Consider the following 23,516-nt stretch of genomic DNA (forward strand, 5'->3'; position numbering starts at 1 on the left):
CGTAACCACCTCCTCGCAGGCATGAAAAAAGCCCATCTGCACAGGGCAGACGGGCAGAAAATAATCTGAAATTTACAATTCTGCCGTTGCTAAGCGACAGAAAAAGAGCTATACTTAAATTGAGAAATTATACTCAAAGGAGGTATGCTCTATGAGTGGATATAATATTGACATTGCCGATATGCAGTGCTGGGTCTTTCGGATGGCTCAATCCAAATGGAAAATGTCTCCCAGCGACTGCGCAGAACTGTTTAAGAAATACGACATTCTCGGATTTATCGCTGACTGCTATGACATTCTTCATTTGAATAGCTACGAATGTGCTTTGCATGATGTTGAAACCCTGCTCAAGAATCGAGGTGTTACCGTATGATAGGACTTGAAGATGGAATGCTGCTCTACCACGGAAGTTATGTCAGTATTCCTGACATCGACTTAAACCGCTGTATGGGTGGTCTCGATTTTGGTCGTGGTTTCTACTTAACCTCATCTTATGAACAAGCATATAACTATGTCCAGCTTTCTGTTCGCAAAGCAAAACACATCGGTGCTGTTCCAAAAAACTTTGATCCAGCTGATGGACAAATATCCGTCTACAAATTTCACTATGACCCAAACATTCTCGCTTACTTTTTTCAAGAACCCAGTATCGAATGGCTGCATTTTGTAGCGGCCAATCGAAAGAAAGACCTCTTTCCTCAGCTTCTGAAAAAATACAGCGTAATTGATATCATCGGTGGAAAGATTGCCGACGATCAGACAGCCCGTACCCTTCAGATTTATATCAGCGGTGAAGGTGCTGGCGAGCCTGGGACTCCAAAAGCAGACAAAGAAACGATTGAAAAACTTTTACCAAACCGTCTCAAGGATCAATTTTGTTTCAGAACTCAGGATGCCGTCGAGCATCTTGAATTTGTAAGGAGTGACCGCTATGGCGACATCAAATTGTGATAATGCTATAAACTATAAATCTACAGATTCTCAAAAGGAATGCTGCGCAGTAATTGCAATGCGCGAAGCTGTAGAAACCCTTGCAGCACGAGAAAAAATTTCTTACGAGGAAGCTCTTCTTCGTTTCACAAGTTCTCGTGCGTATGAAGCCCTCTTTGATTTTGACACAGAGATTTGGAAAGAAGGCTCTGATTATCTGCTGAGTCTTTATGACTACTGCACTTCCAAAAAGACTGCATAAAAGATAATTACTAGGAGGTGGTTTTATGAACGAGGTTGTCATCGATGATTCACAACGCGAAATGTGCGCCGTACTCGTTATGCGTACTATGCTCACAGACTACTGTAATGATACCGGTGTTTCCTTCAACGACATATTTTTTCGCTTTGTAACCTCTCCCGCATACAAAATGCTATTTGACTATTCCACCGGACTCTGGATGGAGGGACCCGATTATCTCCGCAACATCTTTGAAGATACCATGCAAACAAACACCTCTCTAAAGCAGACTGAATCTTACTTAATCTCTGAAGAGGAAATGCTTCGTCGCCTTGGCATCACTGAAGCTGACCTTGTCGGTTTTGAAGACGTGGAAATCGAATAGTGACAACATATATCCCACCCAGTCACATGGCTGAGTGGGATTTTTATGCCTTACCACCAGACGATTGTGCTTATTTTGTTCACAATATAAGCACGGTCGTCTGTTTTTCTTTCAGAATCTGTCATTAAAAGACATCCATATCGTGTTGAGAAGCCAGCTCTTTGTACGGATAGTCGTCGTTCTGCCGCTCTGTGAACATATCATTGACCAACCCGATTGTCAGCAGATCGAGATCGGCGATGCTGATACCGAGCTGTACACAGCGCAGCAGAAAGAGCGGGGTGGTCATTTCCCGCTCACTTTTGCGAGGTTTTTTCTGGATTCCACCTCCGTCTGCACGTTGAGGCCCCACAGTTCGATCAGCTGGGGCAGGATCTGATAAATGGAGAAGGTGTTGAACTGGTCCAGGAACTCCTCTGGGCTGTCCGGCACATTGGCCGGGTCTGCATGACGGGCCATCAGCCACGCCAGATCCTCAAACATCTCCAGACTGAACAGGTCGAGGTTGGAATTATCCTCATCATTCTCTCCCACGCTCTTTTCCAGCTGGCGCAGGTCTTTGTAAATGTCACGGCCAAACTTGATGCGGTACAGGCGGGGTACAGCGGCACTTGCCTTAAAGGTAACTTCCTTGCCATCGATCTCGATTTTCTTTGTAACTGCCATAATCGTAATCCTCCAAAATTTCATGTAAAATTGGCAGAGCCGAAGCCCTGCCGTATATCGTGTTTCTTACTCTGCCGGGTCAATGCTGACCAGTGCATTACCGCCGCTCACAGTAGGCAGCTTTCCATCCCATTTCTGAACCTTCTGGTAATCGATCAGCGTATCGGACAGGCTTTCTGCCAGTTTGCGGTTTGCCTCTGCCTGTGCGTCTGCGGCAATAGAAGTCTTCTGAGCTTCCGCCTCTGCATTGGTGATTGCCACCTGCTTATCCGCTTCTGCCTTGGCAATGGCAGCTTCATTCTCAATCTTCTGCTTATCCGCGTTCTGCTGTGCAATGGACTTCTGCTGGATGGCTTCGTTATAGGCATCCTCGAAATTCATGTCGTTGATGACGACCTTGTTTACGAACACAACGTCCTCACCATATTTCTGCACAAGGGACTCTGCCAGCTTCTGCTGTGCCAGAGGCTCGATCTTGGTGCGGTTGGTTACCTCATTGGGGCCAAGTTCAGCCATTGCAGACTTGATTGCCGATGCCACCAGCTCGTCACCGACCAGATTCTTGATGTCGGACACATTCGCATACAGCCATGCACTCTTCTCAGGAAGCACCTGATAGGTCACGATGACATCAGCAGCATACACAGGGGTCTTGTCAGAGGCTTCGCCCCAGACCTGCGCTTCGATGTGCTTATCCTGCTGCTTGTTGTTGACCTTGTGAATGCTCTGCACAAAGGGGATGCAGAAGTTGAGCTTACCGCTCTGGATGGTGGTTTCCTGGATCTGACCGAAGCTGGTCTTCACGCCCGTGTATCCGGTGGGGATGATGTGGAACGAGCAGACAGCCAGTACCAGAACGATGATCACTGCGAACAAAGGAAAAATCTTCTTCATAGTCATATACCTCTTTATAATAATGTAAGCAGAGCCGAAGCCCTGCGGTGTGTGTCGGTCACTTAGCCCTGCGGCTCCTCGGTGTGACTGGTGTCTTCGGTGTCCACAGCTTCTGCCTGCGGCTCGTAGACCGCATCGTACCACTTGTTATAAACATCATCGGTGGTGTTGGTGCCGGTCTTTGCCTTGACATAACCGTTTGCCAGAGGGGTTGCCTGCAGGTTCAGGGTGTCTGTCTTGACTTCCTTGCTGTCCTCATTGGTCTCACCCTCGATGGACGGGCGGCTTGCCACACAGTTGTACAGCACATGACGGATGTGGCGCTGGTCGCCATCAAACTCGAACAGGAATGCGAAATGCTCCAGTTCCACATTGGCGTTCTCCGCAAGCACACCGTTGCCATCCAGTTCCTCGTGCATGATGTCCGTGAGGAAGCTCTCCGGGATCAGCGCGATCTCCAGATCACCCTCGTAGCCGGAGTTGTTATTCACGACATAGTAGGCAATATTGTCCGCATAGAACGGCTCGATCTCGCCATTGGCATCCATAGAAAGACTGACTGCACCGGGGATGCGGACCGGCTTTGCGTAAGTGACACTGCCATCTTCGTCAAAGGTTGCCTTTGCATAATGGCAGTTTTTCAGGCCAAATTTGACCTTATTGCTTTGCTTCGACATAGATTATTCCTCCTATCGCCCTGCGGCCGGCTTATATGGTCAGCTCATACAGGACTTCATACATCTTTTCGGTTTCAATCCAGACCTCGCTTTTCTCATAGTAAAGTTCGTGTGCGGTCAGGACCTCTTCAATGCTTGCTTCCATATCCGGGTCTTTGTAATCGGTATACACCTCAATGTCCAGCCGGTTGAAATGGTGGTACACAAGGTTGTCCGCACCGAAATTCTCGGCTTTCGGATACAGGAAGCAGATAAATGGTGGATCAGGGCTCTCCCCTTCTGCGAAATGGTCATACGCATAAGGAAGCCCCATCTCCTCCACCAGAGCTTTTACTTCTTCGTGGGTCATTGGTTCCTCCTTACTTTAGTGCCTTTTCGATGAGAGACTGGAGCTGCTCGATGCCGGCCTGCTCTGCCGGAGCGATATGGGGTCTTCCTGCCACCCGGCCGCCGCCGCGCTTGGCATGACCTTTTTCCAGCAGATGTGCCAGCTGGTAGCGGTTCTTGGAATGTACCACCATCTGAAGGCTCTGGCTGGATTCGGACTGTTTGGTCGCCACCCAGCTTCCTTTGTATGCGCCCGTTCTAGACGGTGCATTGGCCGAGATCTGGTCTTTGACCGTTTTGGCAGACTTACGGACAGCACTCTTCACCTGCGAGGAAGCAAGCGTTGCATATTCTTTTAAGCCTTCGTTGATGGCGTCAGCCATCTCATCAATGCTGACGGTTCTGCTCATCCGGCTGCCTCCTCTCCAGTCTGCAATGAATCTTCAGGATCTTCTTCTGATAGTTCATCGGGTCAACGGATTCGATATTGTAGAGCTGCTCCCGGAAGCGGATACGGTAACCAGTGGAAGTCAGACCTCTCGTCTCACTGCACCAGCGAACCATAAACACCACGCTCTTCTGTTCGGCTGTGACCTCATCCTCTTCTTCCTGCGCCTGATAGGTTGAAGCGTAGGCAAAACAGGTGAAATATTCCTCCCATGTGTTCCGATGGTTTCCGATCTTATCGGTCACGACCGTGCATTTCTCGATCGTGATTCGCTCATTCAGTTTCTCGATCATCAGAACACCCCCTCCCTCACAGCAAACAGAATGGAACGAAGCGTCAGCATCAGTTGGTGATGGTCAGCTTCGTCCCGGTGCTCATAGAGATACCCCAGTGCATACAGAATCGCCACACGGCAGGTGCTTCGCAGGGCTTCCAGTTCCCTTGTGGGCTGTACTCCGTTCTCGGCATCCCGGTCAGCGGCATTGACCGCCTCCCACTGGTCTTCCGAGAGCCGTCCCACATCCTTGCACATCTGCTCCGCAGAAGATAAGAGGATGCCGATCAGGGCATCTTCATCACTGCTATCTACCCGGAGGTAGGTTTTTGCTTCGTAAAGCGGGATCAGTGCCATGACCGGCTCCTCCTTTCCTGGCTTTCTTAGCCCTGCGGTGCCATCTGCAGGAGCTGTACTGCTTCGGGCAGGATCAGCTTGCCATCCACACGCTGGGTGGTCAGGAAACCGACCTGATCAGTACGGGCATACAGCTCGTTCAGACGGCGGAAGGTGCGGTTCTGGCGGTCAGCCACCCAGTAGTAGCTGTAATCGCCAAAGGCCATGACCTTGCTGCCACCCTTGATCTCCGGCATGAAAGCAGAAGTCTTCAGCGGACGGTTCAGCAGGGTATCCGGCTTGCCGATCTCCAGACCCGGCTTCCAGATATAGTTGCCGTTGTTGTCCTTGATGGTCATCAGCTGCAGCACCAGGGCTTCGTTGCAGAGGAACTGTGCCTTCTTGCGGTAAGGAGCCTTCAGTGCATAGTAGAGCTTGAAGATCTCATCAAAGGACACAGCATCCTTCTGGGCAGCGGTCACACCGACCTTGGCACCGCCGGTCTCAGCCAGCAGACCCAGAGGCTTGCCCACACCGTCACCAGTGATAAAGGCACGCTCCTCTGCGTTGCCCATACGCACACCGAAACGGCGGGCAATATAGGTGGCGAGGTCAAAAGCAGAGTCATTCAGCAGCTCGTTGGAGATCTTGATCATAGTGCCCAGCTTGTACGCAGACAGCATGGTCTGGCCAAAGGTGGTATCGCTCTCCGGGATCTCCTCACCCTCATCGATCCAGCTTGCCTCGCCGGTATCCTCAGCGATAGGGATCTTGCGGGTTCCGGAGCTGGTGCGGATGACAGTCGCCAGGCCACGGAAGATGTTGTTCTCCTCCAGTGCCTCCACCAGCTTCTTCTCGAACTCATCGGGAACGGTAAAACCACCCTCGGTATCCTCACCCACAGACAGGGCATTGCGGACCTCGCCGTAATGACCACGGTTGCGGATCATGTTCCAGAAGTTCTCGGCATACTCGGCAGTGGCAGTCGGCTTGACATCCTTCTTGGCACCGTTCTTCGGGTCAGCATGGACAGGACTGGAAGTCGGTGCGGACAGCTGTGCCTCGATCTGTGCCTGCTGCTCCAGACGCTCGATCTCTGCACCCAGGTCCTTGACCTCCTGTGCCATCTTGTTGTACTGCTCCACGGCCTCAGTCTTTACCAGACCGTTCTCGCCGCGGTTCTTCTCCAGAAAGTCCTTGGTCTGCTCCCAGAGAGTGTTGCGCTTGGTGCGCAGTTCCAGAATCTTACTCATAGTGTTTGTCCTCCATAGATTGATTTGTGATGATATGAAAAACAGCCTGAATGCACATCACTTCATGCACTCAAGCTGTTTCATCAGGATATTGTAGGGGATGCTGCCATCCTCGGTCTTGCCGTCCAGATCAAGGACAGGGCCGGAATTGGCAGGTGGTTCGGCCGGAGGTGTCGGCTCTGCGGACGGTTTCGGGTCAGCAGGCGGCTCCTTCGACTCAGTGTGCTTCTGACCTACGTCTTCCGGCTTCACCCCCAGACGGTTCAGGACGATTAGATCCATCTGACGGCTGGAGAAAAGGTGCCCTGCCGTATCCTTCTGGAACGGCTTCTTTTCTTCGCCCTCGCCCGGTTCACTGTCAGGGTCTTCTTCCGGATTCTCCGGGTCTGCCGGGTCACTGTCCGGCTCCTCCTCTTTCTTTGCAAAGAGGATCTCGTCTGCGAAGCCCAGCTCCACAGCCTTCTTCGCATTCATCCAGGTCTCATTGCTCATGAGGTTGGCAATACGAGCGTGGCTGAGTCCGCTCTTTGCAGCATAGGCATTGATGATGCTCTCCTTGACTTCGGTCAGCACCTCAATGGCTTTCTCCATGTCCTTGGTGTTGCCCATCGCAACCGTGCTGGGGTCATGGATCATCAGCATGGCAACAGGACTCATCTGAACAGTATCACCGGCCATTGCCACAACAGATGCAGCAGATGCCGCAATTGCATCGATCTTGACCGTGATGCTGCCCTTGTAGTCCTTAAGCATGGTATAGATCTCGGCAGCGGCGAACACATTTCCGCCCGGACTGTTGATCCAGACGGTCACATCCCCCTCGCCGGATTCCAGCTCATCCCGAAACATCTGCGGCGTGATCTCATCACCCCAGAATGATTCCTCATCGATGGGACCTTCCAGCCGGAGGATTCTGGTGTCGTCACTGTTTTTGATCCAGTTCCAGAATTTCTTCATCGGGTTCTCCTTCTTTCATTCTTTCGTGGCTTACTCTCACTCAGCCGATTTTCGCTGTCAGGTTCTTCTTCCGGATCTTGTTCCTCTGGCTGTGTCAGTTTGGGCTGATTCTGCTGGACTGCGGCAGCTTTATTCTGCTGTGCCACTCCTGCATCTTTCAGCTTCACATAGCCGCCGTTCAGGTAGTAGTCGTCACCACCCTCCTCTGCCGGGATGAGATCCATGTTCTCCAGACGATGCACATCATTCGGAGAGAGGAAGCCGTTGCTGATGCCGGTCGCATAACCGTTCATCCGGCTCTGGTAATCGCCACGGAGCAGACCGTCCACATTGAATTTTGGAAAGTAGGTATCCTGCTCCTCCTCCAGCAGCAGATCCTTGATGATGCCCTGCTCGATGCGGACAAGCCACGGGGTCAGGGAGTGCATCACGAAATTCAGTGACTGGTATTCAATGTTGGAGAAGGTCGCCCTGGACAAATCGGCTACCAGATGCGGAGGCACACGGAAGATGCGGCAGATCTCCGTCACGGAAAACTGCTTCGTTTCGAGGAATTGGCTGTCCTCTGGCGGAAGAGAGATTGGTTTATAGGACATACCCTCTTCCAGCACTGCCACACGATGGGCATTGGCTGCACCGCCATAAGCCGCTTCCCAGCTATCACGGATACGGTTCGGGTCTTTCACAACGCCGGGATGCTCCAGCACACCACTGGGCTGTGCGCCGTTCTTGAAGAAAGAGGAACCGTATTTATCTACCGCAATGGAAGTACCGAGGCTGTTCTTCATCATGGCGATTGGCGAGAAACCGATCAGACCATTAAAGCCAAGCCCCGGCACATGAAAGATCTCGTCCCGGCGGAAGTAGATGTCCTTGTTCTGCTCTCCCGGAACTTCATCCGTGTATGCGTGGTAGATATAGTAGAGCTCGCCACTTTCATCTCGGTCAACTTCGACATTTTCCGGCAAAAGCGGATACAGACCCAGCACCGTGTTCTTGCCATCCCGGACGATCTGTGCGTAGGCGTTGCCCCAGAGAAGCAGATGGGTCATCAGCGTTTCCCAAAAGACAAAGGATGTCATCTCCGGGTTGGGCTGGCGATACAGAATCTTATACAGCGGATGATCCCGCGCCTTTTCCTTGTTTCCATTATCGTCTGTCATCCGGTAGAGATGCAGCGGCAGTGCCGCAATGGACTCTGCCAGCAGACGGACACAGGCATACACAGTCGGGATCTGCATGGCAGCTTTTTCATCCACCTGCTCCCCGGCATTGGAACGGCCAAATACAAAGGTCTGCCCGGAATCGCGGACGTTATCCGTGACCTTCGGCAGGCCTTCTTTTGGTTGTTCTGTTTTGGGAGAATCCCTTGGATTCTCAAACCCCATCCATTCCCAGAATCCCATTAAGCCTTATCCCCCTTTTCCAGTTCCGGCAGACCAGCAAGGCTGGTACCGAGGGACGCAACACCTGCCACGATCACTGCACTGCCGACCGCCATCCAGTCCACCGTGCCGCCGGGCATCTGTGTCACAACCAGGGCCGCGCCGGTCTGGAACATTGTCTTTGCAGCACGGATGCCGGCTGCCTTCCACCATTCTGCACTCATCAGATACTTCATTGTGTTTTCCTCCAAATCTTCATATCAAAAAACGATCATGTCACGTTCGTCATAGACGCTTCCCTGCTGCTGTCCTTCGTTTCGGATGCAGCGGTCCAGTGCCATGATCGCAGCGACGATACCATCGATCTTCTCCGGCGATTTTGCCTTTGTCGGCTTGATATTGCCTGCCGGGTCGGTATCCACGACCACATTTCCAGCCATCCATGCCATGACCGGGTTGCCGCCGTGGATGATGTTTCCTTCCATCAGGAGCTTGTAGAACTCTTTGGTAGGCGGGCTCATATCTTTAAAGCCCTGACCGAAAGGCACGACCGTAAATCCCATCCCCTCAAGGTTCTGGGTCATCTGCACCGCACCCCATCGGTCAAAGGCAATCTCCAGAATGTGATAGGTCTTGCCCAGCTCCTCAATGACTTTTTCGATAAATCCGTAGTGGATGACATTACCTTCTGTCGCCATCAGGTAGCCCTGCTGATACCAGACATCATACGGAACGGATGCCCTGCGCACCCGCTGGGGGATCGTATCCTCCGGTATCCAGAAAAACGGAAGCATGATGTACTTCTCCTCTGGAACTCTGGGCGGGAACATCAGCACAAAAGCCGTGATGTCTCCAGTGCTGGACAAGTCCAGTCCTCCATAACAGTCACGGCCTTTAAGTGCTTCCATATCGATTGGCTGATTGCCGAGGTCATAGATGTGTTCCGGGATAAACCGGGTCAGCGAGGACACCCACATGTTCAGACGAAGCTGCTTGAACACATTCTCCTCTGCCGGGTTATCCAGTGCTTCCTGATATGCATCCCGGACACGCTGGATCTGAATGGTCTGCCCCAATGAGGGATTTGCCTTATACCAGTTGGCTTCATCATGCCAGTCATCCTCATCTGTCAGTCCATAGACCACAGGATAAAAGGTGTGGTCGATCTTACGTCCAGCCAGCAGGTCAAGGGCTTTCATGTGGAGCTCGTAGCAGATGCTCTCCTTGTCCGTGCCGGCCGTGGTGATCAGGAAGAACAACGGCTGCTCACGGGCATCACCGGAACCTTTGGTAAGGACATCGTAGAGTTTTCGGTTTGGCTGGGCATGAACCTCATCCAGCACCAGACCTGACACGTTCAGACCGTGCTTCGTACCAACTTCGGCAGACAGAACCTGATAAAATCCTGCGTTCCCGTAGTTCACGATGCGCTTGGTGGCTGCCATGATCTTGCACCGTTTCAAAAGTGCCGGGGTCATCTGCACCATCTGGTGGGCAACATCAAAAACAATGGATGCCTGCTGGCGGTCAGCCGCCGCACCATAGACTTCGGCAGATGGCTCATTATCGGCAAAAAGCAGATACAAGGCCACCGCAGCGGCAAGTTCGGACTTGCCGTTCTTCTTACCTATTTCGACATAAGCCGTGCGAAACTGACGGTTTCCCTTTTCATCCACGATGCCGAACACATCCCGGATGATCTGCTCCTGCCAAGGAAGCAGCCAGAACCGCTTGCCCGCCCACTTGCCTTTGGTATGACGCAGGTTTTCGATAAAAGTCACTGCCCGGTCTGCTTTTGCGGCATCGTAATGGCAGGTCGAAAGCATGAACCGGCTGGGTTTGTAGTCCTTCAGTTTCGGATAGTTTTGGGGTCTGCACTCTGCCATCAGCTTCCACCTCCTCCCAGCAGATTCTCCATCTCATCAGCTGCATCCGCAGGACCGCCGTCCGAAGCAATGATCCGGCTTCGGGAGGACGGGGTCAGACCGAACTGCTCTGCAAACTTGTTCATGATCTTCAGATAGGTCTGGGCGATGGACACCTGCGGCACCTGCTGCCAGTACCCGGACGGAGTCTTGACGATAGTGCCGTGCTGGGTGATGAACTCCTCTGCCTCCTTCCATCGGGCATACGCCTGACAGTAACCGGCAAAGGCCGCCATGTCCACTTCGGTCAGGATGCCGATGGCTTCCATCTGTTTGGCAAGTCTACGCCACTCTTTCTTTGCTTCCGGCTCCAGCCACTTCGGACAGGCCGGTGCTTTCTTATTGGGCTTCGGTTCGCTGGTATTCAGCGGATGCTTGCCCGGATTACCTTCCAGTTCCTTCATGGCGGTCGGCTTTGGTTTTCTGCCTCTGGTAGCCATTGGCATCTCCTCCTTTCTGCAAAAATGGGTAAAGAAAAAGGACCTCCAAAGAAGTCCTCGAAATATCATTTCCCTAAACAGGAAACTTTTCTGTATAACTAACAAATAGTTTCCCATTTCGGCAACTTTATATAAAACACATCGGATACGAGGCACAGCCCCTTTTCGGGGCGTGTACCTTTTGGGTGCTGTTAGACGTTGGGGTTGGCTTCCTTCCAAGCCTCGTATTCATCGACCAGCTCTGCTTCCTCGATGACCTGCCAGACGCTGCAGAAGCGGCTTCTCTGCTGCTCGATCTCCGCTTCCGTCCAGTCTTCCGGCTTGCGGCTCATGTCGTGGTAGGCATCCATCTCCGCTTTCGTCCGGAAGAAAAGGATCTGCTTCAGCTTCAGCGTTTCCTCGTTATTCCGCAGGCTGTACCGCTTGTCTTCTGCCACCCTGCAAAGACTTCCGAGATCGTTGCAGCTGAGGGTCATGTCCTGCTTGAAGGCGATCTCGATGCCGATCAGCTTCTTCTCGGTGTCAGCTTCCTGAATGTTCTTAAGGTAGGTTTTTGCTTTGTTCGTCATGGTCTGTATCCTCCGTGCGTTTTGTTTTCCGTAGGGCTTTTCCCTTCGTTGTGACTGTATATTACCGTCACTGCCCGGACATAGCAAGCGGCTATGCTGCACGATCATACACACCTCTTTTTGTCGGATTTATGTGTATTTCCACACTGGAAGAATCCGCCACTACGAGCAAAAGCCCCCGAAGGAGCTCTGCCCTTTTTCAGTGTGCGTTCTTGATGCACCACTCGATCGCGTGACCGGCATCCGAGTAGGTCTCATCGGAAATCTTCAGAAGCTCCAGTCGGCACTCAATCGGTGACCAGCCTTCCTCTGGGTCTTCCACAAATCCGTATACCGCACCCTCCAACATGCCGTTCCAATTCATCTGGGCAACCAAAACCCGGTCACCGAACTGCATGATGCTGTCGTAGCAAGGTCTGAGCCGGTCGTAGAAACTCTCGATGCTGATGTTGTTTTCTGGAAAGTCGATCAAATGCTTTTTCATGGTGAATTCCTCCGTGTTTTCGTTTTTCCCTTGGGGCTTTCCCCTTTCGGTATGTGCATATTACCGTCAGGTGCAAAGAATAGCAAGCGTCTAAAGTACACGATCTTCCGCCTGGAATACCAGGCAGAATGTACATCACTCTGCGTCCTGCTCCATGAGTTCCACAATGGTATCGTAGAAGAACTGCGGGTCATATGCCAACGGTTCCCGTCCGGCTTGCTTGTCCATCCTGACTTGGTCTTCCACCATATCCTCGGCAGCCTCCAGCGTGAAGGCATCCTTATCGCTGTCATCCATGTGGTTGTAGATTTCCACGATGACATCCATCATCCGTTCTTCCATGTGTGCTTCCCCTTCCTCCACGCCGCCACATCTGCCCCTGTCTGGGGCGTTGTCGGTTCATTCGGATCGTTTTGCCCCCCGTGGCACAAGCCCCTGTGTGGGGCTGTGTTGGGGGCTGTCGGTTTATCTGTTCATCCGTCCCAGCAGGTAGGCTTCCTCCATTGCTTTCTGGATGCTCCAGACCGGAACCTCAATAAAATCCTCGCTGTCATTATCGCGGGCTTCCAGGTCGCCCCGACTGTCTACCGCTGCCATCAGGCGCTTGGCGATCTCCAGCAGGGCTTTTTCTTCTTCCTTGGTAATGTTCTTCTTCATGGTTGTTTCCTCCGTTTTTCTTGGTTTTCCGTTTCGGTATGTGCATATTACCGTCTATGTCACACACTATCAAGCGTCTATACTACACAAAGATAGCTGCCCGGAACTGTGCGTATTACAGCAGAAGAAAAGGGCTGCCGTTACCGGCAAGCCCCATGTGTTTCTCTGGCTTAGTAGTCTTCTTCGTCCTCGTAATCTTCCTCTTCGCCCCAGTCATCTTCCTCTTCATCCCAGCTGTCATCCTGGTCTTCTTCCTCATCCTTGAAGTCCCACATATCTTCGGTCGGCTGGTTTCTAAGGTCTGGGTTCTGCTCAACATAGTCGGCAACCGCTCCGCAAAGGATGTCCAGAACCTTTTCGTAGGCTTCCTCACTGTAGACTGCCCAGGCATCTGCAGTCAGCTTTGCGATTTTGTCGTTGCCCTTGGCTCCAAGGAACCGCCCTGCAGGGTTGCAGGTTTCCTTGCCGTAGCCGATGCCCAGCTGGTCGCCGTCGTTGTAAAAGCGGTATCCGATGCGGCTCATTGCCCTTACCAGCTCCCCTGCGAGGCTGTCTGCCTTGCCCGTCTCCGGTACCAGTTCCTTAAAAAGTTTATTGATGCGGTCTTCGTTTTTCGTCATTGTCGTATCCTCCGTTTTTGTTGTTTTCCCCTTTCGGTGACTGTATATTACCGTCACCTCGGAACACTATCAAGCGGCTAACCTACACGATCATTTGACCCTGTAATTGTCATATTTATGTGCTTTTCATGCCAGCTTTCGGAAGACAGACACGAGCAAAAGGCTGGTCATTTCCAGCCCCTTGCGCCTGTCGGTCTTGCCTTTAGCGGATGATTTCGAGGTAGCTTACGTTGCCCCAGCAGTCCGTTCCCTTGAAGCGGATGCGCTTGTCGTTCTCCCTGTCGAGGGTGAATTTCCGAAGGAGCTTCATCTTCTGGATGCGGTTCAGAAGGTCCTTGCCGTTCTTCGCATCCTCAACGGCATCCCTGATCTCGACCACCGCACTGTCGCTTCCGTACCAGAGGTTGCTGAGTGCCTCTGGAATTCCGTTTGCAAGATAAAGGTTGATTTTTGTGTAGGTCATGTTTTTGTTCTCCTCTCAAAATGTCATCGTTTCCAGAATCTCATCCATGCCTGTCTCCCAGTCATGGCGGCTAAATTCAATTTTGCTGTACATCTCTGCGCTGTCCGGCTCATCGAAAAGCCGGAAGCATTCTCTTGCCAGCTCCTCGCTGGTGTGCTGCTGGATTTCATCCGGCTGTCCATCCAGCCGTGTAAAGGTGATCTCGTAAGTGTAGCGTTCCATGTTCTTTGCCCCTTTCGTTTTGGTAGCTGTATATTACCGTCACTGCCGGATACTATCAAGCGGCCAAAGTACACGATCATCTGCACCCTGATCTGGTGGATTTATGTGTTTATCCGGGGAGGTTTCCCTCCCCGTTTTCTTAGCTGAACATCTCTGCCGTGTCATCGTCGATCCAGAGGTGCATGCCGTCTGCTTCCATGATCGCGTGGTCTTCATGAACCTCGGTGATGATTCCTTCTCGGCTTCCGCTTCCATCGAATTCGTCCCAGTGCCATGTTGTCTTTCTCCCTTTTTTCCATGTTCTCCAATCAGTCATTCTGCTGTCCTCCTTTGCTTTTTGTAGCTGTATATTACCGTCACTGCCCTGTGATAGCAAGGCCATAAAACGTCATATTATCAACGATCTTCGCCCCTCATGTTTGGTACATATATAACCCCTGATTGACTTGCTATATATGTGTTTCTGCGGCATTATACACACAACAAAAGCAAAGAAAACCAAACCAAAACGGAGGACAAAAATCATGAAAAAGACCATTACAGAAGTTGAAACCGCAATCGAAAACCGCATCGCAGAGCTTGAAGAAGAATACGAGCTGGACATTTACGACCGCAACGACATCCGGGAAGAAGAATACCAAAAAGCCGGATGGCGGCACGACCCCTTCCCAGAAGAGCTTGAGGAAGAGGACGAAGAAGAGGAAGAAGATTGGCACTACCACAGCATGGAAGAACGACTGAACGAGGTCGGCATGAGCATGAGGGATTTCTTCTAAGGAATCCCTCATGCTCCCCCAGCAGATGCTGGGGCTCTGCCTCGTATCCCCCGTTTTGGTTTGATATGATACACAAAACCGCTGCCAGATGTTTGTGTACATTATGGCGGCGGTTCTCCTTGCTATCGTTGCTTTCCAGAGGTAATATACAGTAAACTGGAAGGGGGTTCTCATTCTTTTGAGGCCCCCATTTTCCATCTAATCGGCTTCGCCCTGCATTGCCTGATGCATCACCCTGCGGTTATGCGCTCTGGCTTTCTTTTTCAGGTCCCTTTTCCATCTGCGGATGGTCACCGCCTTGCAGTGGTTTCTCGACCATTCGTATTCATCCAGAATGTATCTGCCGCCGTGTTCCCTCTCGCCATAAGCCGGCATCTTCCTGTGTCCCATAGGCTCCTCCTGTTAAACCAAGCCCTCCCGGTCTTTTCTGGCCGAGAGGGTATTTTTCTGATTGTGGTATCTTATTCCGGCTTCGTTCCGTCATCCATCTGGATGACTGCCATCTGCCCGAACATGCTGACGAATGCCTCCGGCACCCAGAAGCGTTCCCTGAATTTCCGGATCAGATCCTGGGGCAGCTCTGCGAAATCTTCCTCGCCCAATCCGCAGATGAAGAAGTTTCCCTTGATGGGCTGCTCCAGTTCCGGGATGTATCTGCTGAATGACTTTTCAGTGAATAGCCCGTTGTCATCGGTGACCAGGGCGGCTCGTTCTTCCCACGGGTAGGTGGCTGTGATACAGTCGCAGTCGAGGATGCGGTAGAACTCTTTCAAGGAGTTTTCAATGTCCACCACCTGCGGATGCTCCATCGGTTTGATCAGAAGAACTTTCATTCGACCCATCCCCCTTTCACGATTGCCCAGTCTGCAAGATGCATCTTCTGCTGTCCGCCCCATGCAGTGTCCTCTAATGCTTCCTCCGTTCCGCAGCGGTTGCAAATCTGGATGTCCGCCCTTCGGCTGAGTGCCTGCTGCTGATGGTCGTAGCAGTCAGGCTTTGCTCCGCACCTGGGGCAACGTGGGCCGGTCTGTCGCGTTTTACCAAGGTGGTCGAGCGACACCTTGACCTCGGCTTCCAAAGCCACACGGTGGCAACTGTCCGCGCCGTAGGCAATGTTCAGATGACTTCCGGTGTCCCAGTTCACCAAGATGTTTCCGGCATCATCGACCCCATTGCAGGTTCCCTGCGTTCCGATGGGCGGTGCCTGCCTATCATCCATCTCATCGAGGACGATCCGGCATCCGACCGGGAACTCTTTTCTCAACTTCTTGACCATTTTCTGATCTGCGAAATTCATGCCTGCACCTCCTCAATCATCCGCTGGGCGGCATCCTTATCCATGCATTCCTTCAGCGCACCTTCGAGGATGTGCATCGGGAAGTGGAATGCCTTGTAGCCGTCATGCAGGACTTTGTAGTAATACCGGCTCGGTGCGCGGCGTCCGAAGTCGTTCTCCATGATATATACCATTGCGGTCACCATCTCCGGTTCTGCCCCTTCCCGGAGCAGTTCGATGTTCAGGTCTTCCTTGCGGTAGTAATTCGGGTAGCCCTCATAGAGGTCGAGGTTTCCTTCGTCCCTTTCCGAAATCTCCCACACCAGAACCGGCGTGTTCTTCTTCGGGTTCGGTGCGATGGTGGCGCAGCCCCGGAACAAAAGCTCCCAGCCTGCCAGCACCGCCTGCCCTGCAATTTTTGCATCCGGACACCGGTATGCCATCTGCTCCACCGACAGGTTGCTGCCGTAGGCGATGTAATATTTCTTGTTCTTCATTTAAATCTCTCCCTTCGGTTTTCTCCGCTCTTGTCTGGCGGTATGGTATATATCACTCTTCTGCCCTGATTTATCAAGGCCGATGAGCATCATATACTGCACAATGTTTTTTGCTTTTGATCGTGTACTCTTACATCATCTGCTTCTTCAGATACCGGATGGCTTCCGCCCTTCCGATACTAGCTGTCAGTCCACGCTTCAGTGTGTCCAGCGGAAATTCCCAGTCGCTGTATCCGCCGCGCAGCAGTTCAAAATACTCGGCATCCGGGCAGCCAAGCCGCCGGTCCTCGTGCATCACATAAGCGATGCAGGGCTTTGCCTTTTTCATGCGGTTCCCGTTCAGGTTCCAGACCGGAAGCTGGAACTGCTTCTTGTAGTAATATCTTGGGCAGCCCTCGTACCGGTCAAGCAGGAGTTCATCATATTCCGAGAGCTTCCAGACCACTGCCGGTACGCTTTCATTGGCGTCCTGCTCAATGGTGGCATAGCAGCCGGTCTTGCTCTTTTTGAACAGAAGCCGGTAGCCCTTGATCTCGGTCGTGCCGACCACCACAGCATAGGGGCATCTCTTTCCCATCCGCTCCATGTCGAGGTTGCTTCCGTAGGCAAGATAATATCTGGATGGGCTTCGGCTGATCAATTCAAACATCCGCCTCACCGTCCTCCCTGCCAGTGAATTCCACGCCCTGAAAATCATCTGTCCCAAGCTCAATCTGGCTGTCCTGCCACCAGTCCTCTGCCACTCGCTGGGCTTCCTCCACGGTCGGCTCTTTCATTTCGGATTCATAAATGGTCACCGTTCTCTGGTAGGTCTCGGTGATGGTCACCTTAAAGGTCCTGCCGCCCGGTGTGCTTTCATTTTTTAACGTGCTTTTCATAAACCTGCACCTCCTTCTACCACCTCAAGGGCGGTTGCCCGCCCAAAAGGTGCCCGTACAGCTGGCGCTTATTTGTTGCGCCATGCTGCGTTGCCCTCCATATTCCGCAGAAGGATTTCCCTTGCCGTTGCGAACTCCTCACCAATGAATCCCAGCCGGAGCATTCAGCACCGCATTGCGTATTTGTCGTTGTCGGTCTGCTGGGGCTTCGGGCTTGCCGTTCTGACCATCTTGGCAAGCTGGCTCATTGCGAGGCAAAGCTGGATGTAGGCTTTCATCTCACCGGCATGCAGTCCGTTACGCTTTCCGTCCGCTGGGTCTGCGAATTGGAAAAGGCGGAATTCAATGGTTCCTTTTGTAAAGGTGGCATGGAGGTTCAGCATATGGTACCGGCTTGAATTGTAGTGGGCATTCCGGTTTTCCCAGCTTGAACCGTTGCCTTCGTACCAGATGTCTTCCAGCTTGCGCATGGTGGTCGGCTTCTCGCGGTTCAGCCGGTCAAGGAAGCGGTGGTTGACCACCTGGCAATAATGTCCGGTGCGCCCCGCGTCAATCCGGATGGCTCTGCCGATCTGCTGTTCGTGCGCCGCCATGATGTTCACAAGGTTGCGGATGGTCTTTGCGGTGTGGTCGCCCTTGCCGATGTGGATGTGGACCCCGCATCCGCGGCTTGGGCTGCTCTTTGCTCCTGCCTTGCGGAGCAGCCGAATGATTTCCTGCAAGGTTTCGATGTCGTCGTAGGTGAGGATTGGGGTGACCAGTTCGCATTTTTCTGCGTCCGGTCCGTAGATGCTCACATCCCTCTGGAATTTCCAAACCCTGCCCTGCTGGTCTTTGCAAGCCCAGCTGTAATATCCGTACTCACTGGCGGCGTTCCATGCTCTGGTTCCGAAGTACTCGGCAACCTTTCTTGCCGCTTTTTCTCTGGTGATGTTGTTCATCTCGATCTCAACTCCGATGGTCTGGTTCTTCATGGCTTCAATCTGCTCTCTTGTTTTATCGTTCATGGTATGTTCTCCTTTGTTTTTTCCTTGTTTTCCCTTTCGGTATGTGCATATTACCGTCAGGTGCGGATAATAGCAAGGATATAAAAGAACATATATTCGACAAATATGAGGTGGAATGATCGTGTACATTTCTGCGGTTTATCCGCTTGATAATGTACATTTTCAGAGTTAATATCGGTATAATGGAAGAGGGTATCACTTATTTTCCGGCCCCCATTTGGGGCTTGGGAGCTTACGCTCCCGCCTCCAGCATCTGCGCCGTATCCGCCCCACAGTCGGGCTGTGTCGGCTGGGCTGCATCCTGTGCGGCCGTTTCCCCAGTGGCAGGATTGCCGTTCTGTGCCGCCTGTTTCGCGGCTTTCAGGGCATCCCGCTTTGCCTTTTCCCTTGCGAGGAACTTCTGTGCTTCCTCATCCGTGCGGAAAGCCGCATGGCCGGAAAGATTCTCCATGAGGATCTTGCGGGTCTCTTTGAAATCCGGACCGTTCATCCCCAGCCGCAGGAGCCATGTGCGGAGTGCGTATTTCTCATTCTCATCGTTGACATCCTTTGCCTGGATACGCTTCTGGCTGATGGCCTGCTGGTTCATCAGGATGGCAAGGTGGCCAAAAGCCGTCAGGTGATCATAGTCGGAAGCCGTCGGGAATCCTGTGAAGGAAACCTTTTCTTCTGTGATCACCAGACCTTCCATCGCAGTTCCGCACTGTGCTTCGTAACTCTTAAGCGCCTCGATGAAGTTTGCCACCGTGTAAGTACAGCTATCATCCCGCAGTGTTTCGACCAGATCGGTTTCCACATGGAAGTGCCCGCCCGTTGCCTTGCTGATGAGTCGGCCCCGGCTGTAGATGAGGTTGACCAGATTGCGAAGGCTCACGCCGTTATGCTGGCTGGTGGGGAAAGCAAGTTCCAGATCCAGCGGCACTTCTTCCGGCTGCTCTTCTGCTTCCGGCTGCTCTTCGCTTTCCGATTCCTCTGCATCCGGCTCATCCTCTGCCGTGTCATCCGGCTCTGCTTCGGCCACAGGCTCCTCTGCCAAGTTTTCAGTCGGCTCTGTGTTTTCCGGCTGGTCACCCGCACTCTCAATGCTCTCGCCGCCGCGGATCAGTCCCTCATTCAGCAGGGTTTTCAGCAACTCGGCATCTGCATTTTCCGGTTCGACCAGAAGATTACCGTCCCGGTCGATGGTGTAGTTGCCGATGTCATAAGCATACAGCGGTGCTCTGGTGTAGTAAGGATGGATACCCGTCAGCTCCTCCATGCGATTTGCAAGTGTCTTGCGGTCGGCTATGTTCAATTCAAATTTCAACATAATTCATTGCCCCTTTCGTTTTTTGTCTTTGTACGTCCCGATGTTTTTTTCGGTAGCACATATATCACTCTGAACCGGTCAAATAGCAAGGCCATTTCCCGATATTCTTCATGTTCGACCAATTACACAAGGGACTGCGAAATCTGTTGTGTAAATAGGACCAATATGTAAGCCCACCATATCACTAGGTCGCTTTCTACCTAGTAATATAGCGGGCCAGTTTATTCTTCCAGACCTGCACACCATGCGATGCCGGCCAGAACAAAAAATGCGTTGGCTAAGCATATGCCGTTGCCCCAGATACGGTACTCTGCCGAATCCGTATACGGGTCAGCCAGCCATTTCCGGATCTGTTTCTCCGTTTTCGGCTTCTTGGCGTGGGTCACGATCTTGCGGTGCGTTTCAAACACATCTGCCCAGAACGCCAGCTCTTCTTCGGTCGGATCTTCTGTTCCAAGGTTCCGGCACCACCAGTCCGGGAAGCCCTGCAGTCTGGCACACTCGGTCGGTGTCAAGCGGCGGACGGTATAGGTCACAGGTGTCGGCTGCGCTTCCGGGTTATCGATGACCAGACGGTCATTGAAAGCATCCTGCCCGTTGAAGCCGCTTGGATGCGCCCCGGTTGCCACCGTTCCCATGACACCCTCGTTCAGATGCGGCACCGGTGCGACGGTGGTCGGGTCTTTGTAGTCCCGTGCCATCAGAGTCGGTGCGACTTCTTTTGCCACCTGCATATAGGAGCCGGTGGTCATGGCATACACATCCTCCGGTGCGCAGACTGCATGGCGGTCAGTGGCATCCAGTGTAAAGCAGACATCCTCATTGACGCCATCCCCCTGCGGACCGTTCTCATCCTTGCGGCCGATCATGTTACCCTGCAGGACGAAGGTCTGCTGCTTCATTCCCGGCTCTGCTGCAAGTGCCGCTGACTTCTCTCCCAGATCCCGGACTTCATCCCTCTGGTTCTGGGTAAAGGCGACCGGCTCTACCACGCAGATACCGCCCTGATTGCAGGTCGGATCTCCACCACTGCGGTCTAGTGTCCGGGAGGTCTCCGCTTCATAGAAGCCGCTATGTGGATTATCGGACATCATGGAGTGGCTGGCTTTAGAGCAGACACCGTAGCATTTCGGAACGAACAGTGTCTGGTCGTTGTTGCAGCCGAGGGTAGCTGACTTTTCTTCCTGCCAGATAGCGCCCTTGCCACCGCCTTCACACCCGGAACGGATCTTCAATGTGACCGCCGGAGAGTTTTCAACTTCTTTCACCGGGCTTTCCACTGAATTTTCAACAGCGTCCATGACCATTGGGACATTACCGCCACCCGTACCACACCGGCTTGTCAGTGTCTGCACCTTACCGTCCTCGGAAATCTTCACCCGGCTGTCCGCAGGATGATTTTCCAGTGCGATGGCGGCCGGCACGACACCAGCCCGGAGGGTCGGTGACCGTTCCTCTTCGTATCCAATGCTTCTGGCATTTGCGGAATGCTCGGTACAGAAACCAGCGGCTTCCATAACACACGGCGGATGATGTGCCTCCGCACGGAGGGTGGCTGTCACCTCTTCCGTCACATCCATCCTCTCTCCGCCCTGATCGTTCAGACAGAGCCGTCCTCCTGCTCCACTGCAGCCTGTCTCTCCAGTGCTGCTTTCAGCACCGGCGGCAGCTCTTTGCCACGCACGGAAGCCCTCCGCAGAATACCGAGACACGCCTTCGGACTCAAATAATACCTTTTGGGCACTCTGGTCTGCAAAATCTGCGACAAGGTAGATACGTTTTCTTCTTTGGGGAACGCCCCACCATTGTGCATCAAAAACTCGATACGCGACGCTCCATCCGTCTCCCACGTAGTAGTCAGCGTCGGGCCATCCTTTCTTCTCAGGCGCAGGCACCGAGGCGGACGGTTCTTTAACACCGATGACGGCTTCGAGGACTGCTTTGAAGTCCTGTCCTTGGTTTGAGGAGAAGGCCCCTGGCACATTCTCCCACACGATAAATCTTGGTTTTTCTCCATTGGTCTTACACCTCATTTCCTTCACGATTCGGATTGCTTCGTAAAACAGGCTGGACCGTGAACCATCCAGACCATCCCGCTTACCCGCGATGGACATATCCTGACAGGGACTGCCAAAAGTGATGATGTCTACAGGAGGTAGGTCTGCACCGCTGATAGTAGACACATCTCCATAATGCTTCACCTGCGGCAGACGCTTGGTCGTGACCCGGATGGCAAACGGCTCGATCTCACTGCTCCACACCGGAGTAATCTGCCCGGTCAAAAGCCCGCCCAATGGAAAACCCCCGGAGCCATCAAAGAGACTGCCGAGGGTCAGCTGTTTATTCTCCATCAGCGACCTCCCTTTCCGGCTCGAAGGTCGCCACTTCCTCGAACTTCAGCTTCTGACTGTCACGGATGACATACACATCATCGTAGTGACCCTCGCTGTGTTCGATATAACGCTTCACGATCACATCCACGAACTTCGGGTCCAGCTCGATGCCCCGGCACACACGGTCGGTTTCTTCGCAAGCGATCAGGGTAGAACCGCTGCCAAGGAACGGATCGAGGACGATGCCGTTGGTCATGGTGGAATTTCGGATCGGATAGCTCATCAGGCCGATGGGCTTCATGGTCGGATGATCCTTGTTGGACTTCGGCCGGTCATACTCCCAGATGGTCGTCTGCTTCCGGTCGGAATACCACTGGTGTTTCCCCTTCTGCTTCCAGCCGTAAAGACACGGCTCGTGCTGCCACTGGTAAGGACTGCGTCCCAGCACCAGAGCATTCTTCTTCCAGATACAGCACCCGGACAGGTAGAACCCTGCATCCTTGAATGCCTTTCTAAAGTTCAGCCCTTCCGTATCTGCATGGAAGATATAGATGGAGCCGTCATCCGCCAGATGCCCGTGCATCTGCTGGAACGCTGCCAGCAGGAACTGGTAGAATTCCGAATCGCCCATGTTGTCGTTCAGGATCTTGCCAGCCGTTTCTTCCACATCCACGTTATAAGGGGGATCGGAAAGTACCAGATTTGCCTTGGTGCCGTCCATCAGGGTATCGTAGCATTCTGGCTTGGTGGAATCGCCGCACAGAACGATGTGCTTACCCAGATGCCAGAGATCGCCCTCTTTGGAGAAGCTCGGCTGCTTCAGCTCCGATTCCACATCGAAGTCATCTTCCTTGACCTCCTTGCTGTGGACCTTGTTGAACAGCGTCTCGATCTCCGGCGGTTCAAAACCGGTCTTTCCAAGATCGAAGTTGGAATCCTCAATGTCCTTCAAAAGATCAGCCAGCAGGGAATCATCCCATGCACCCGTGATCTTGTTGAGTGCGATATTCAGGGCCTTCTCCCTGGTCTTGTCGATGTCCACCACCGCGCAAGGTACTTCGGTGTAGCCCAGCTCCATCGCTACTGTCAGTCTCTGGTGACCACCGATAATCGTCATGTCGGCATTGACCACCAAAGGATCTGCGAAGCCGAACTCCGTAATGGAGTTCTTGATTTTCTCGTACTCTTTATCCCCCGGCTTCAGCTTTTTCCGGGGATTGTATGCAGCCGGCTTGAGTACGGACACCGGCAGCATCTTCAGTTCAGCAGTCGCTTTCATGTAGGTTC

Annotated in this window: 35 protein-coding genes and 2 pseudogenes; 5 read left to right on the forward strand and 32 right to left on the reverse strand. The window is 52.7% G+C overall.

Features of this window, described 5'->3' with window-relative positions; all coding sequences use genetic code 11:
- Positions 1 to 151: 151 nt before the first annotated feature.
- The 4 genes from C7U56_RS03870 to C7U56_RS03885 are packed head-to-tail and all read left to right on the forward strand — an operon-like array spanning position 152 to position 1,556.
- Positions 152 to 373 (forward strand): DUF3791 domain-containing protein, encoded by a 222-nt coding sequence (locus C7U56_RS03870; protein ID WP_107000209.1) that lies wholly within the window; start codon positions 152 to 154, stop codon positions 371 to 373.
- Complete coding sequence (locus C7U56_RS03875) at positions 370 to 951, forward strand: DUF3990 domain-containing protein (RefSeq protein ID WP_107000210.1); 582 nt, start codon at positions 370 to 372, stop codon at positions 949 to 951. Before C7U56_RS03870 ends, C7U56_RS03875 begins: the two co-directional genes overlap by 4 nt.
- Positions 932 to 1,192, forward strand: a complete 261-nt coding sequence (locus C7U56_RS03880; RefSeq protein WP_107000211.1) for a hypothetical protein — start codon at positions 932 to 934, stop codon at positions 1,190 to 1,192. The genes C7U56_RS03875 and C7U56_RS03880 overlap by 20 nt, the downstream gene beginning before the upstream one ends.
- 25 nt (positions 1,193 to 1,217) lie before the next feature.
- Entirely contained in the window at positions 1,218 to 1,556 is a 339-nt protein-coding gene (locus tag C7U56_RS03885; protein ID WP_107000212.1) for a hypothetical protein, read from the forward strand.
- Between the two features lie 124 nt (positions 1,557 to 1,680).
- Here C7U56_RS03885 and C7U56_RS15560 read toward each other — a convergent pair whose 3' ends face one another.
- The 22 genes and pseudogenes from C7U56_RS15560 to C7U56_RS15565 all read right to left on the reverse strand — a co-directional run bounded on the left by C7U56_RS15560 (position 1,681) and on the right by C7U56_RS15565 (position 14,469).
- Positions 1,681 to 1,845 carry a hypothetical protein gene (locus C7U56_RS15560; RefSeq protein ID WP_173702803.1) on the reverse strand — a complete coding sequence of 55 codons (165 nt, stop codon included), beginning with the start codon at positions 1,843 to 1,845 and terminating at the stop codon, positions 1,681 to 1,683.
- Positions 1,842 to 2,222, reverse strand: a complete 381-nt coding sequence (locus tag C7U56_RS03890; RefSeq protein ID WP_107000213.1) for a hypothetical protein — start codon at positions 2,220 to 2,222, stop codon at positions 1,842 to 1,844. The genes C7U56_RS15560 and C7U56_RS03890 overlap by 4 nt, the downstream gene beginning before the upstream one ends.
- A gap of 66 nt (positions 2,223 to 2,288) precedes the next feature.
- Positions 2,289 to 3,116, reverse strand: a complete 828-nt coding sequence (locus tag C7U56_RS03895; protein ID WP_181357158.1) for an SPFH domain-containing protein — start codon at positions 3,114 to 3,116, stop codon at positions 2,289 to 2,291.
- A gap of 62 nt (positions 3,117 to 3,178) precedes the next feature.
- Positions 3,179 to 3,793, reverse strand: a complete 615-nt coding sequence (locus C7U56_RS03900) for a major tail protein (RefSeq protein WP_107000215.1) — start codon at positions 3,791 to 3,793, stop codon at positions 3,179 to 3,181.
- A gap of 31 nt (positions 3,794 to 3,824) precedes the next feature.
- A complete protein-coding gene (locus tag C7U56_RS03905; protein WP_107000216.1) occupies positions 3,825 to 4,142 on the reverse strand; it encodes a hypothetical protein in 318 nt (105 codons plus the stop codon).
- Between the two features lie 10 nt (positions 4,143 to 4,152).
- Positions 4,153 to 4,530, reverse strand: coding sequence for an HK97 gp10 family phage protein (locus tag C7U56_RS03910; RefSeq protein ID WP_107000217.1), 378 nt, complete (start codon positions 4,528 to 4,530; stop codon positions 4,153 to 4,155).
- Positions 4,508 to 4,861 carry a phage head closure protein gene (locus C7U56_RS03915; protein WP_107000218.1) on the reverse strand — a complete coding sequence of 118 codons (354 nt, stop codon included), beginning with the start codon at positions 4,859 to 4,861 and terminating at the stop codon, positions 4,508 to 4,510. Before C7U56_RS03915 ends, C7U56_RS03910 begins: the two co-directional genes overlap by 23 nt.
- Positions 4,861 to 5,199 carry a head-tail connector protein gene (locus C7U56_RS03920; protein WP_107000219.1) on the reverse strand — a complete coding sequence of 113 codons (339 nt, stop codon included), beginning with the start codon at positions 5,197 to 5,199 and terminating at the stop codon, positions 4,861 to 4,863. The genes C7U56_RS03915 and C7U56_RS03920 overlap by 1 nt, the downstream gene beginning before the upstream one ends.
- Positions 5,200 to 5,225: 26 nt before the next feature.
- Positions 5,226 to 6,431, reverse strand: coding sequence for a phage major capsid protein (locus C7U56_RS03925; protein WP_107000220.1), 1,206 nt, complete (start codon positions 6,429 to 6,431; stop codon positions 5,226 to 5,228).
- 399 nt (positions 6,432 to 6,830) lie between these two features.
- Positions 6,831 to 7,388, reverse strand: a pseudogene (locus C7U56_RS15865) (head maturation protease, ClpP-related); the annotation flags it as partial.
- Complete coding sequence (locus tag C7U56_RS03935; RefSeq protein WP_107000222.1) at positions 7,385 to 8,794, reverse strand: phage portal protein; 1,410 nt, start codon at positions 8,792 to 8,794, stop codon at positions 7,385 to 7,387. The pseudogene C7U56_RS15865 and the gene C7U56_RS03935, both read right to left, overlap by 4 nt.
- Positions 8,794 to 9,009 (reverse strand): holin, encoded by a 216-nt coding sequence (locus C7U56_RS03940; protein ID WP_233430175.1) that lies wholly within the window; start codon positions 9,007 to 9,009, stop codon positions 8,794 to 8,796. Before C7U56_RS03940 ends, C7U56_RS03935 begins: the two co-directional genes overlap by 1 nt.
- A gap of 24 nt (positions 9,010 to 9,033) precedes the next feature.
- Positions 9,034 to 10,599 carry a terminase large subunit gene (locus tag C7U56_RS03945; protein WP_107000445.1) on the reverse strand — a complete coding sequence of 522 codons (1,566 nt, stop codon included), beginning with the start codon at positions 10,597 to 10,599 and terminating at the stop codon, positions 9,034 to 9,036.
- A gap of 59 nt (positions 10,600 to 10,658) precedes the next feature.
- Complete coding sequence (locus C7U56_RS03950) at positions 10,659 to 11,138, reverse strand: phage terminase small subunit P27 family (protein WP_107000223.1); 480 nt, start codon at positions 11,136 to 11,138, stop codon at positions 10,659 to 10,661.
- 191 nt (positions 11,139 to 11,329) lie between these two features.
- Positions 11,330 to 11,707: a hypothetical protein gene (locus tag C7U56_RS03955; protein ID WP_107000224.1), complete on the reverse strand. Its 378-nt coding sequence runs from the start codon at positions 11,705 to 11,707 to the stop codon at positions 11,330 to 11,332.
- A gap of 199 nt (positions 11,708 to 11,906) precedes the next feature.
- On the reverse strand, positions 11,907 to 12,191 hold the full coding sequence (locus tag C7U56_RS03960) for an Nmad4 family putative nucleotide modification protein (RefSeq protein WP_107000225.1): 285 nt from the start codon (positions 12,189 to 12,191) through the stop codon (positions 11,907 to 11,909).
- A 135-nt stretch (positions 12,192 to 12,326) separates the two neighbouring features.
- Positions 12,327 to 12,533: a hypothetical protein gene (locus tag C7U56_RS03965; protein ID WP_107000226.1), complete on the reverse strand. Its 207-nt coding sequence runs from the start codon at positions 12,531 to 12,533 to the stop codon at positions 12,327 to 12,329.
- A 123-nt stretch (positions 12,534 to 12,656) separates the two neighbouring features.
- Complete coding sequence (locus C7U56_RS03970; RefSeq protein WP_107000227.1) at positions 12,657 to 12,848, reverse strand: DUF6900 domain-containing protein; 192 nt, start codon at positions 12,846 to 12,848, stop codon at positions 12,657 to 12,659.
- 170 nt (positions 12,849 to 13,018) lie between these two features.
- Entirely contained in the window at positions 13,019 to 13,468 is a 450-nt protein-coding gene (locus C7U56_RS15435; protein WP_146143901.1) for a hypothetical protein, read from the reverse strand.
- Positions 13,469 to 13,670: 202 nt separating this feature from the next.
- Positions 13,671 to 13,931 carry a hypothetical protein gene (locus C7U56_RS03980; protein ID WP_107000228.1) on the reverse strand — a complete coding sequence of 87 codons (261 nt, stop codon included), beginning with the start codon at positions 13,929 to 13,931 and terminating at the stop codon, positions 13,671 to 13,673.
- Positions 13,932 to 13,946: 15 nt separating this feature from the next.
- Positions 13,947 to 14,153 (reverse strand): hypothetical protein, encoded by a 207-nt coding sequence (locus tag C7U56_RS03985; RefSeq protein WP_107000229.1) that lies wholly within the window; start codon positions 14,151 to 14,153, stop codon positions 13,947 to 13,949.
- A gap of 139 nt (positions 14,154 to 14,292) precedes the next feature.
- Positions 14,293 to 14,469, reverse strand: coding sequence for a hypothetical protein (locus C7U56_RS15565; RefSeq protein WP_181357159.1), 177 nt, complete (start codon positions 14,467 to 14,469; stop codon positions 14,293 to 14,295).
- A 208-nt stretch (positions 14,470 to 14,677) separates the two neighbouring features.
- Here C7U56_RS15565 and C7U56_RS03990 point away from each other — a divergent pair, with 208 nt between their 5' ends.
- Positions 14,678 to 14,929, forward strand: coding sequence for a hypothetical protein (locus C7U56_RS03990; protein ID WP_107000230.1), 252 nt, complete (start codon positions 14,678 to 14,680; stop codon positions 14,927 to 14,929).
- A 198-nt stretch (positions 14,930 to 15,127) separates the two neighbouring features.
- On the opposite strand, the gene C7U56_RS03995 is transcribed toward C7U56_RS03990, so the two are convergent.
- From C7U56_RS03995 to C7U56_RS04040, 10 genes and pseudogenes are all read right to left on the reverse strand, one after another.
- Positions 15,128 to 15,319: a hypothetical protein gene (locus C7U56_RS03995; RefSeq protein WP_107000231.1), complete on the reverse strand. Its 192-nt coding sequence runs from the start codon at positions 15,317 to 15,319 to the stop codon at positions 15,128 to 15,130.
- Between the two features lie 71 nt (positions 15,320 to 15,390).
- Positions 15,391 to 15,762 (reverse strand): DUF3846 domain-containing protein, encoded by a 372-nt coding sequence (locus tag C7U56_RS04000; RefSeq protein ID WP_181357160.1) that lies wholly within the window; start codon positions 15,760 to 15,762, stop codon positions 15,391 to 15,393.
- On the reverse strand, positions 15,759 to 16,226 hold the full coding sequence (locus tag C7U56_RS16180; protein ID WP_107000233.1) for a DUF4314 domain-containing protein: 468 nt from the start codon (positions 16,224 to 16,226) through the stop codon (positions 15,759 to 15,761). Before C7U56_RS16180 ends, C7U56_RS04000 begins: the two co-directional genes overlap by 4 nt.
- On the reverse strand, positions 16,223 to 16,702 hold the full coding sequence (locus C7U56_RS04010; protein ID WP_107000234.1) for a gamma-glutamylcyclotransferase family protein: 480 nt from the start codon (positions 16,700 to 16,702) through the stop codon (positions 16,223 to 16,225). The genes C7U56_RS16180 and C7U56_RS04010 overlap by 4 nt, the downstream gene beginning before the upstream one ends.
- Before the next feature lie 130 nt (positions 16,703 to 16,832).
- The gene (locus tag C7U56_RS04015) at positions 16,833 to 17,351 is read right to left on the reverse strand and encodes a gamma-glutamylcyclotransferase family protein (RefSeq protein WP_181357161.1); all 519 of its coding nucleotides are present in this window, start codon (positions 17,349 to 17,351) and stop codon (positions 16,833 to 16,835) included.
- Positions 17,344 to 17,580 (reverse strand): DpnD/PcfM family protein, encoded by a 237-nt coding sequence (locus tag C7U56_RS04020; protein WP_107000236.1) that lies wholly within the window; start codon positions 17,578 to 17,580, stop codon positions 17,344 to 17,346. Before C7U56_RS04020 ends, C7U56_RS04015 begins: the two co-directional genes overlap by 8 nt.
- A 68-nt stretch (positions 17,581 to 17,648) precedes the next feature.
- Positions 17,649 to 18,587, reverse strand: a pseudogene (locus tag C7U56_RS04025) (amidoligase family protein).
- Positions 18,588 to 18,819: 232 nt separating this feature from the next.
- Positions 18,820 to 19,896, reverse strand: a complete 1,077-nt coding sequence (locus C7U56_RS04030) for a hypothetical protein (protein ID WP_107000237.1) — start codon at positions 19,894 to 19,896, stop codon at positions 18,820 to 18,822.
- Between the two features lie 221 nt (positions 19,897 to 20,117).
- Entirely contained in the window at positions 20,118 to 22,247 is a 2,130-nt protein-coding gene (locus tag C7U56_RS04035) for a DNA cytosine methyltransferase (RefSeq protein ID WP_107000238.1), read from the reverse strand.
- On the reverse strand, positions 22,237 to 23,508 hold the full coding sequence (locus C7U56_RS04040; protein ID WP_107000239.1) for a site-specific DNA-methyltransferase: 1,272 nt from the start codon (positions 23,506 to 23,508) through the stop codon (positions 22,237 to 22,239). Before C7U56_RS04040 ends, C7U56_RS04035 begins: the two co-directional genes overlap by 11 nt.
- Between the last annotated feature and the right edge of the window lie 8 nt (positions 23,509 to 23,516).

Origin of the sequence: Clostridium fessum, assembly GCF_003024715.1 — a bacterium.
GTDB classification, from domain to species: Bacteria; Bacillota; Clostridia; order Lachnospirales; family Lachnospiraceae; genus Otoolea; species Otoolea fessa.

What these genes read in the sequence shown, in the direction of transcription:
- C7U56_RS03870 (WP_107000209.1), top strand. Translation starts at nt 152, where the DNA reads ATGAGTGGATATAATATTGACATTGCCGATATGCAGTGCTGGGTCTTT.
- C7U56_RS03875 (WP_107000210.1), top strand. Translation starts at nt 370, where the DNA reads ATGATAGGACTTGAAGATGGAATGCTGCTCTACCACGGAAGTTATGTC.
- C7U56_RS03880 (WP_107000211.1), top strand. Translation starts at nt 932, where the DNA reads ATGGCGACATCAAATTGTGATAATGCTATAAACTATAAATCTACAGAT.
- C7U56_RS03885 (WP_107000212.1), top strand. Translation starts at nt 1,218, where the DNA reads ATGAACGAGGTTGTCATCGATGATTCACAACGCGAAATGTGCGCCGTA.
- C7U56_RS15560 (WP_173702803.1), bottom strand. Translation starts at nt 1,845, where the DNA reads ATGACCACCCCGCTCTTTCTGCTGCGCTGTGTACAGCTCGGTATCAGC.
- C7U56_RS03890 (WP_107000213.1), bottom strand. Translation starts at nt 2,222, where the DNA reads ATGGCAGTTACAAAGAAAATCGAGATCGATGGCAAGGAAGTTACCTTT.
- C7U56_RS03895 (WP_181357158.1), bottom strand. Translation starts at nt 3,116, where the DNA reads ATGAAGAAGATTTTTCCTTTGTTCGCAGTGATCATCGTTCTGGTACTG.
- C7U56_RS03900 (WP_107000215.1), bottom strand. Translation starts at nt 3,793, where the DNA reads ATGTCGAAGCAAAGCAATAAGGTCAAATTTGGCCTGAAAAACTGCCAT.
- C7U56_RS03905 (WP_107000216.1), bottom strand. Translation starts at nt 4,142, where the DNA reads ATGACCCACGAAGAAGTAAAAGCTCTGGTGGAGGAGATGGGGCTTCCT.
- C7U56_RS03910 (WP_107000217.1), bottom strand. Translation starts at nt 4,530, where the DNA reads ATGAGCAGAACCGTCAGCATTGATGAGATGGCTGACGCCATCAACGAA.
- C7U56_RS03915 (WP_107000218.1), bottom strand. Translation starts at nt 4,861, where the DNA reads ATGATCGAGAAACTGAATGAGCGAATCACGATCGAGAAATGCACGGTC.
- C7U56_RS03920 (WP_107000219.1), bottom strand. Translation starts at nt 5,199, where the DNA reads ATGGCACTGATCCCGCTTTACGAAGCAAAAACCTACCTCCGGGTAGAT.
- C7U56_RS03925 (WP_107000220.1), bottom strand. Translation starts at nt 6,431, where the DNA reads ATGAGTAAGATTCTGGAACTGCGCACCAAGCGCAACACTCTCTGGGAG.
- C7U56_RS03935 (WP_107000222.1), bottom strand. Translation starts at nt 8,794, where the DNA reads ATGGGATTCTGGGAATGGATGGGGTTTGAGAATCCAAGGGATTCTCCC.
- C7U56_RS03940 (WP_233430175.1), bottom strand. Translation starts at nt 9,009, where the DNA reads ATGAAGTATCTGATGAGTGCAGAATGGTGGAAGGCAGCCGGCATCCGT.
- C7U56_RS03945 (WP_107000445.1), bottom strand. Translation starts at nt 10,599, where the DNA reads ATGCTTTCGACCTGCCATTACGATGCCGCAAAAGCAGACCGGGCAGTG.
- C7U56_RS03950 (WP_107000223.1), bottom strand. Translation starts at nt 11,138, where the DNA reads ATGGCTACCAGAGGCAGAAAACCAAAGCCGACCGCCATGAAGGAACTG.
- C7U56_RS03955 (WP_107000224.1), bottom strand. Translation starts at nt 11,707, where the DNA reads ATGACGAACAAAGCAAAAACCTACCTTAAGAACATTCAGGAAGCTGAC.
- C7U56_RS03960 (WP_107000225.1), bottom strand. Translation starts at nt 12,191, where the DNA reads ATGAAAAAGCATTTGATCGACTTTCCAGAAAACAACATCAGCATCGAG.
- C7U56_RS03965 (WP_107000226.1), bottom strand. Translation starts at nt 12,533, where the DNA reads ATGGAAGAACGGATGATGGATGTCATCGTGGAAATCTACAACCACATG.
- C7U56_RS03970 (WP_107000227.1), bottom strand. Translation starts at nt 12,848, where the DNA reads ATGAAGAAGAACATTACCAAGGAAGAAGAAAAAGCCCTGCTGGAGATC.
- C7U56_RS15435 (WP_146143901.1), bottom strand. Translation starts at nt 13,468, where the DNA reads ATGACGAAAAACGAAGACCGCATCAATAAACTTTTTAAGGAACTGGTA.
- C7U56_RS03980 (WP_107000228.1), bottom strand. Translation starts at nt 13,931, where the DNA reads ATGACCTACACAAAAATCAACCTTTATCTTGCAAACGGAATTCCAGAG.
- C7U56_RS03985 (WP_107000229.1), bottom strand. Translation starts at nt 14,153, where the DNA reads ATGGAACGCTACACTTACGAGATCACCTTTACACGGCTGGATGGACAG.
- C7U56_RS15565 (WP_181357159.1), bottom strand. Translation starts at nt 14,469, where the DNA reads ATGACTGATTGGAGAACATGGAAAAAAGGGAGAAAGACAACATGGCAC.
- C7U56_RS03990 (WP_107000230.1), top strand. Translation starts at nt 14,678, where the DNA reads ATGAAAAAGACCATTACAGAAGTTGAAACCGCAATCGAAAACCGCATC.
- C7U56_RS03995 (WP_107000231.1), bottom strand. Translation starts at nt 15,319, where the DNA reads ATGGGACACAGGAAGATGCCGGCTTATGGCGAGAGGGAACACGGCGGC.
- C7U56_RS04000 (WP_181357160.1), bottom strand. Translation starts at nt 15,762, where the DNA reads ATGAAAGTTCTTCTGATCAAACCGATGGAGCATCCGCAGGTGGTGGAC.
- C7U56_RS16180 (WP_107000233.1), bottom strand. Translation starts at nt 16,226, where the DNA reads ATGAATTTCGCAGATCAGAAAATGGTCAAGAAGTTGAGAAAAGAGTTC.
- C7U56_RS04010 (WP_107000234.1), bottom strand. Translation starts at nt 16,702, where the DNA reads ATGAAGAACAAGAAATATTACATCGCCTACGGCAGCAACCTGTCGGTG.
- C7U56_RS04015 (WP_181357161.1), bottom strand. Translation starts at nt 17,351, where the DNA reads ATGTTTGAATTGATCAGCCGAAGCCCATCCAGATATTATCTTGCCTAC.
- C7U56_RS04020 (WP_107000236.1), bottom strand. Translation starts at nt 17,580, where the DNA reads ATGAAAAGCACGTTAAAAAATGAAAGCACACCGGGCGGCAGGACCTTT.
- C7U56_RS04030 (WP_107000237.1), bottom strand. Translation starts at nt 19,896, where the DNA reads ATGTTGAAATTTGAATTGAACATAGCCGACCGCAAGACACTTGCAAAT.
- C7U56_RS04035 (WP_107000238.1), bottom strand. Translation starts at nt 22,247, where the DNA reads ATGGAGAATAAACAGCTGACCCTCGGCAGTCTCTTTGATGGCTCCGGG.
- C7U56_RS04040 (WP_107000239.1), bottom strand. Translation starts at nt 23,508, where the DNA reads ATGAAAGCGACTGCTGAACTGAAGATGCTGCCGGTGTCCGTACTCAAG.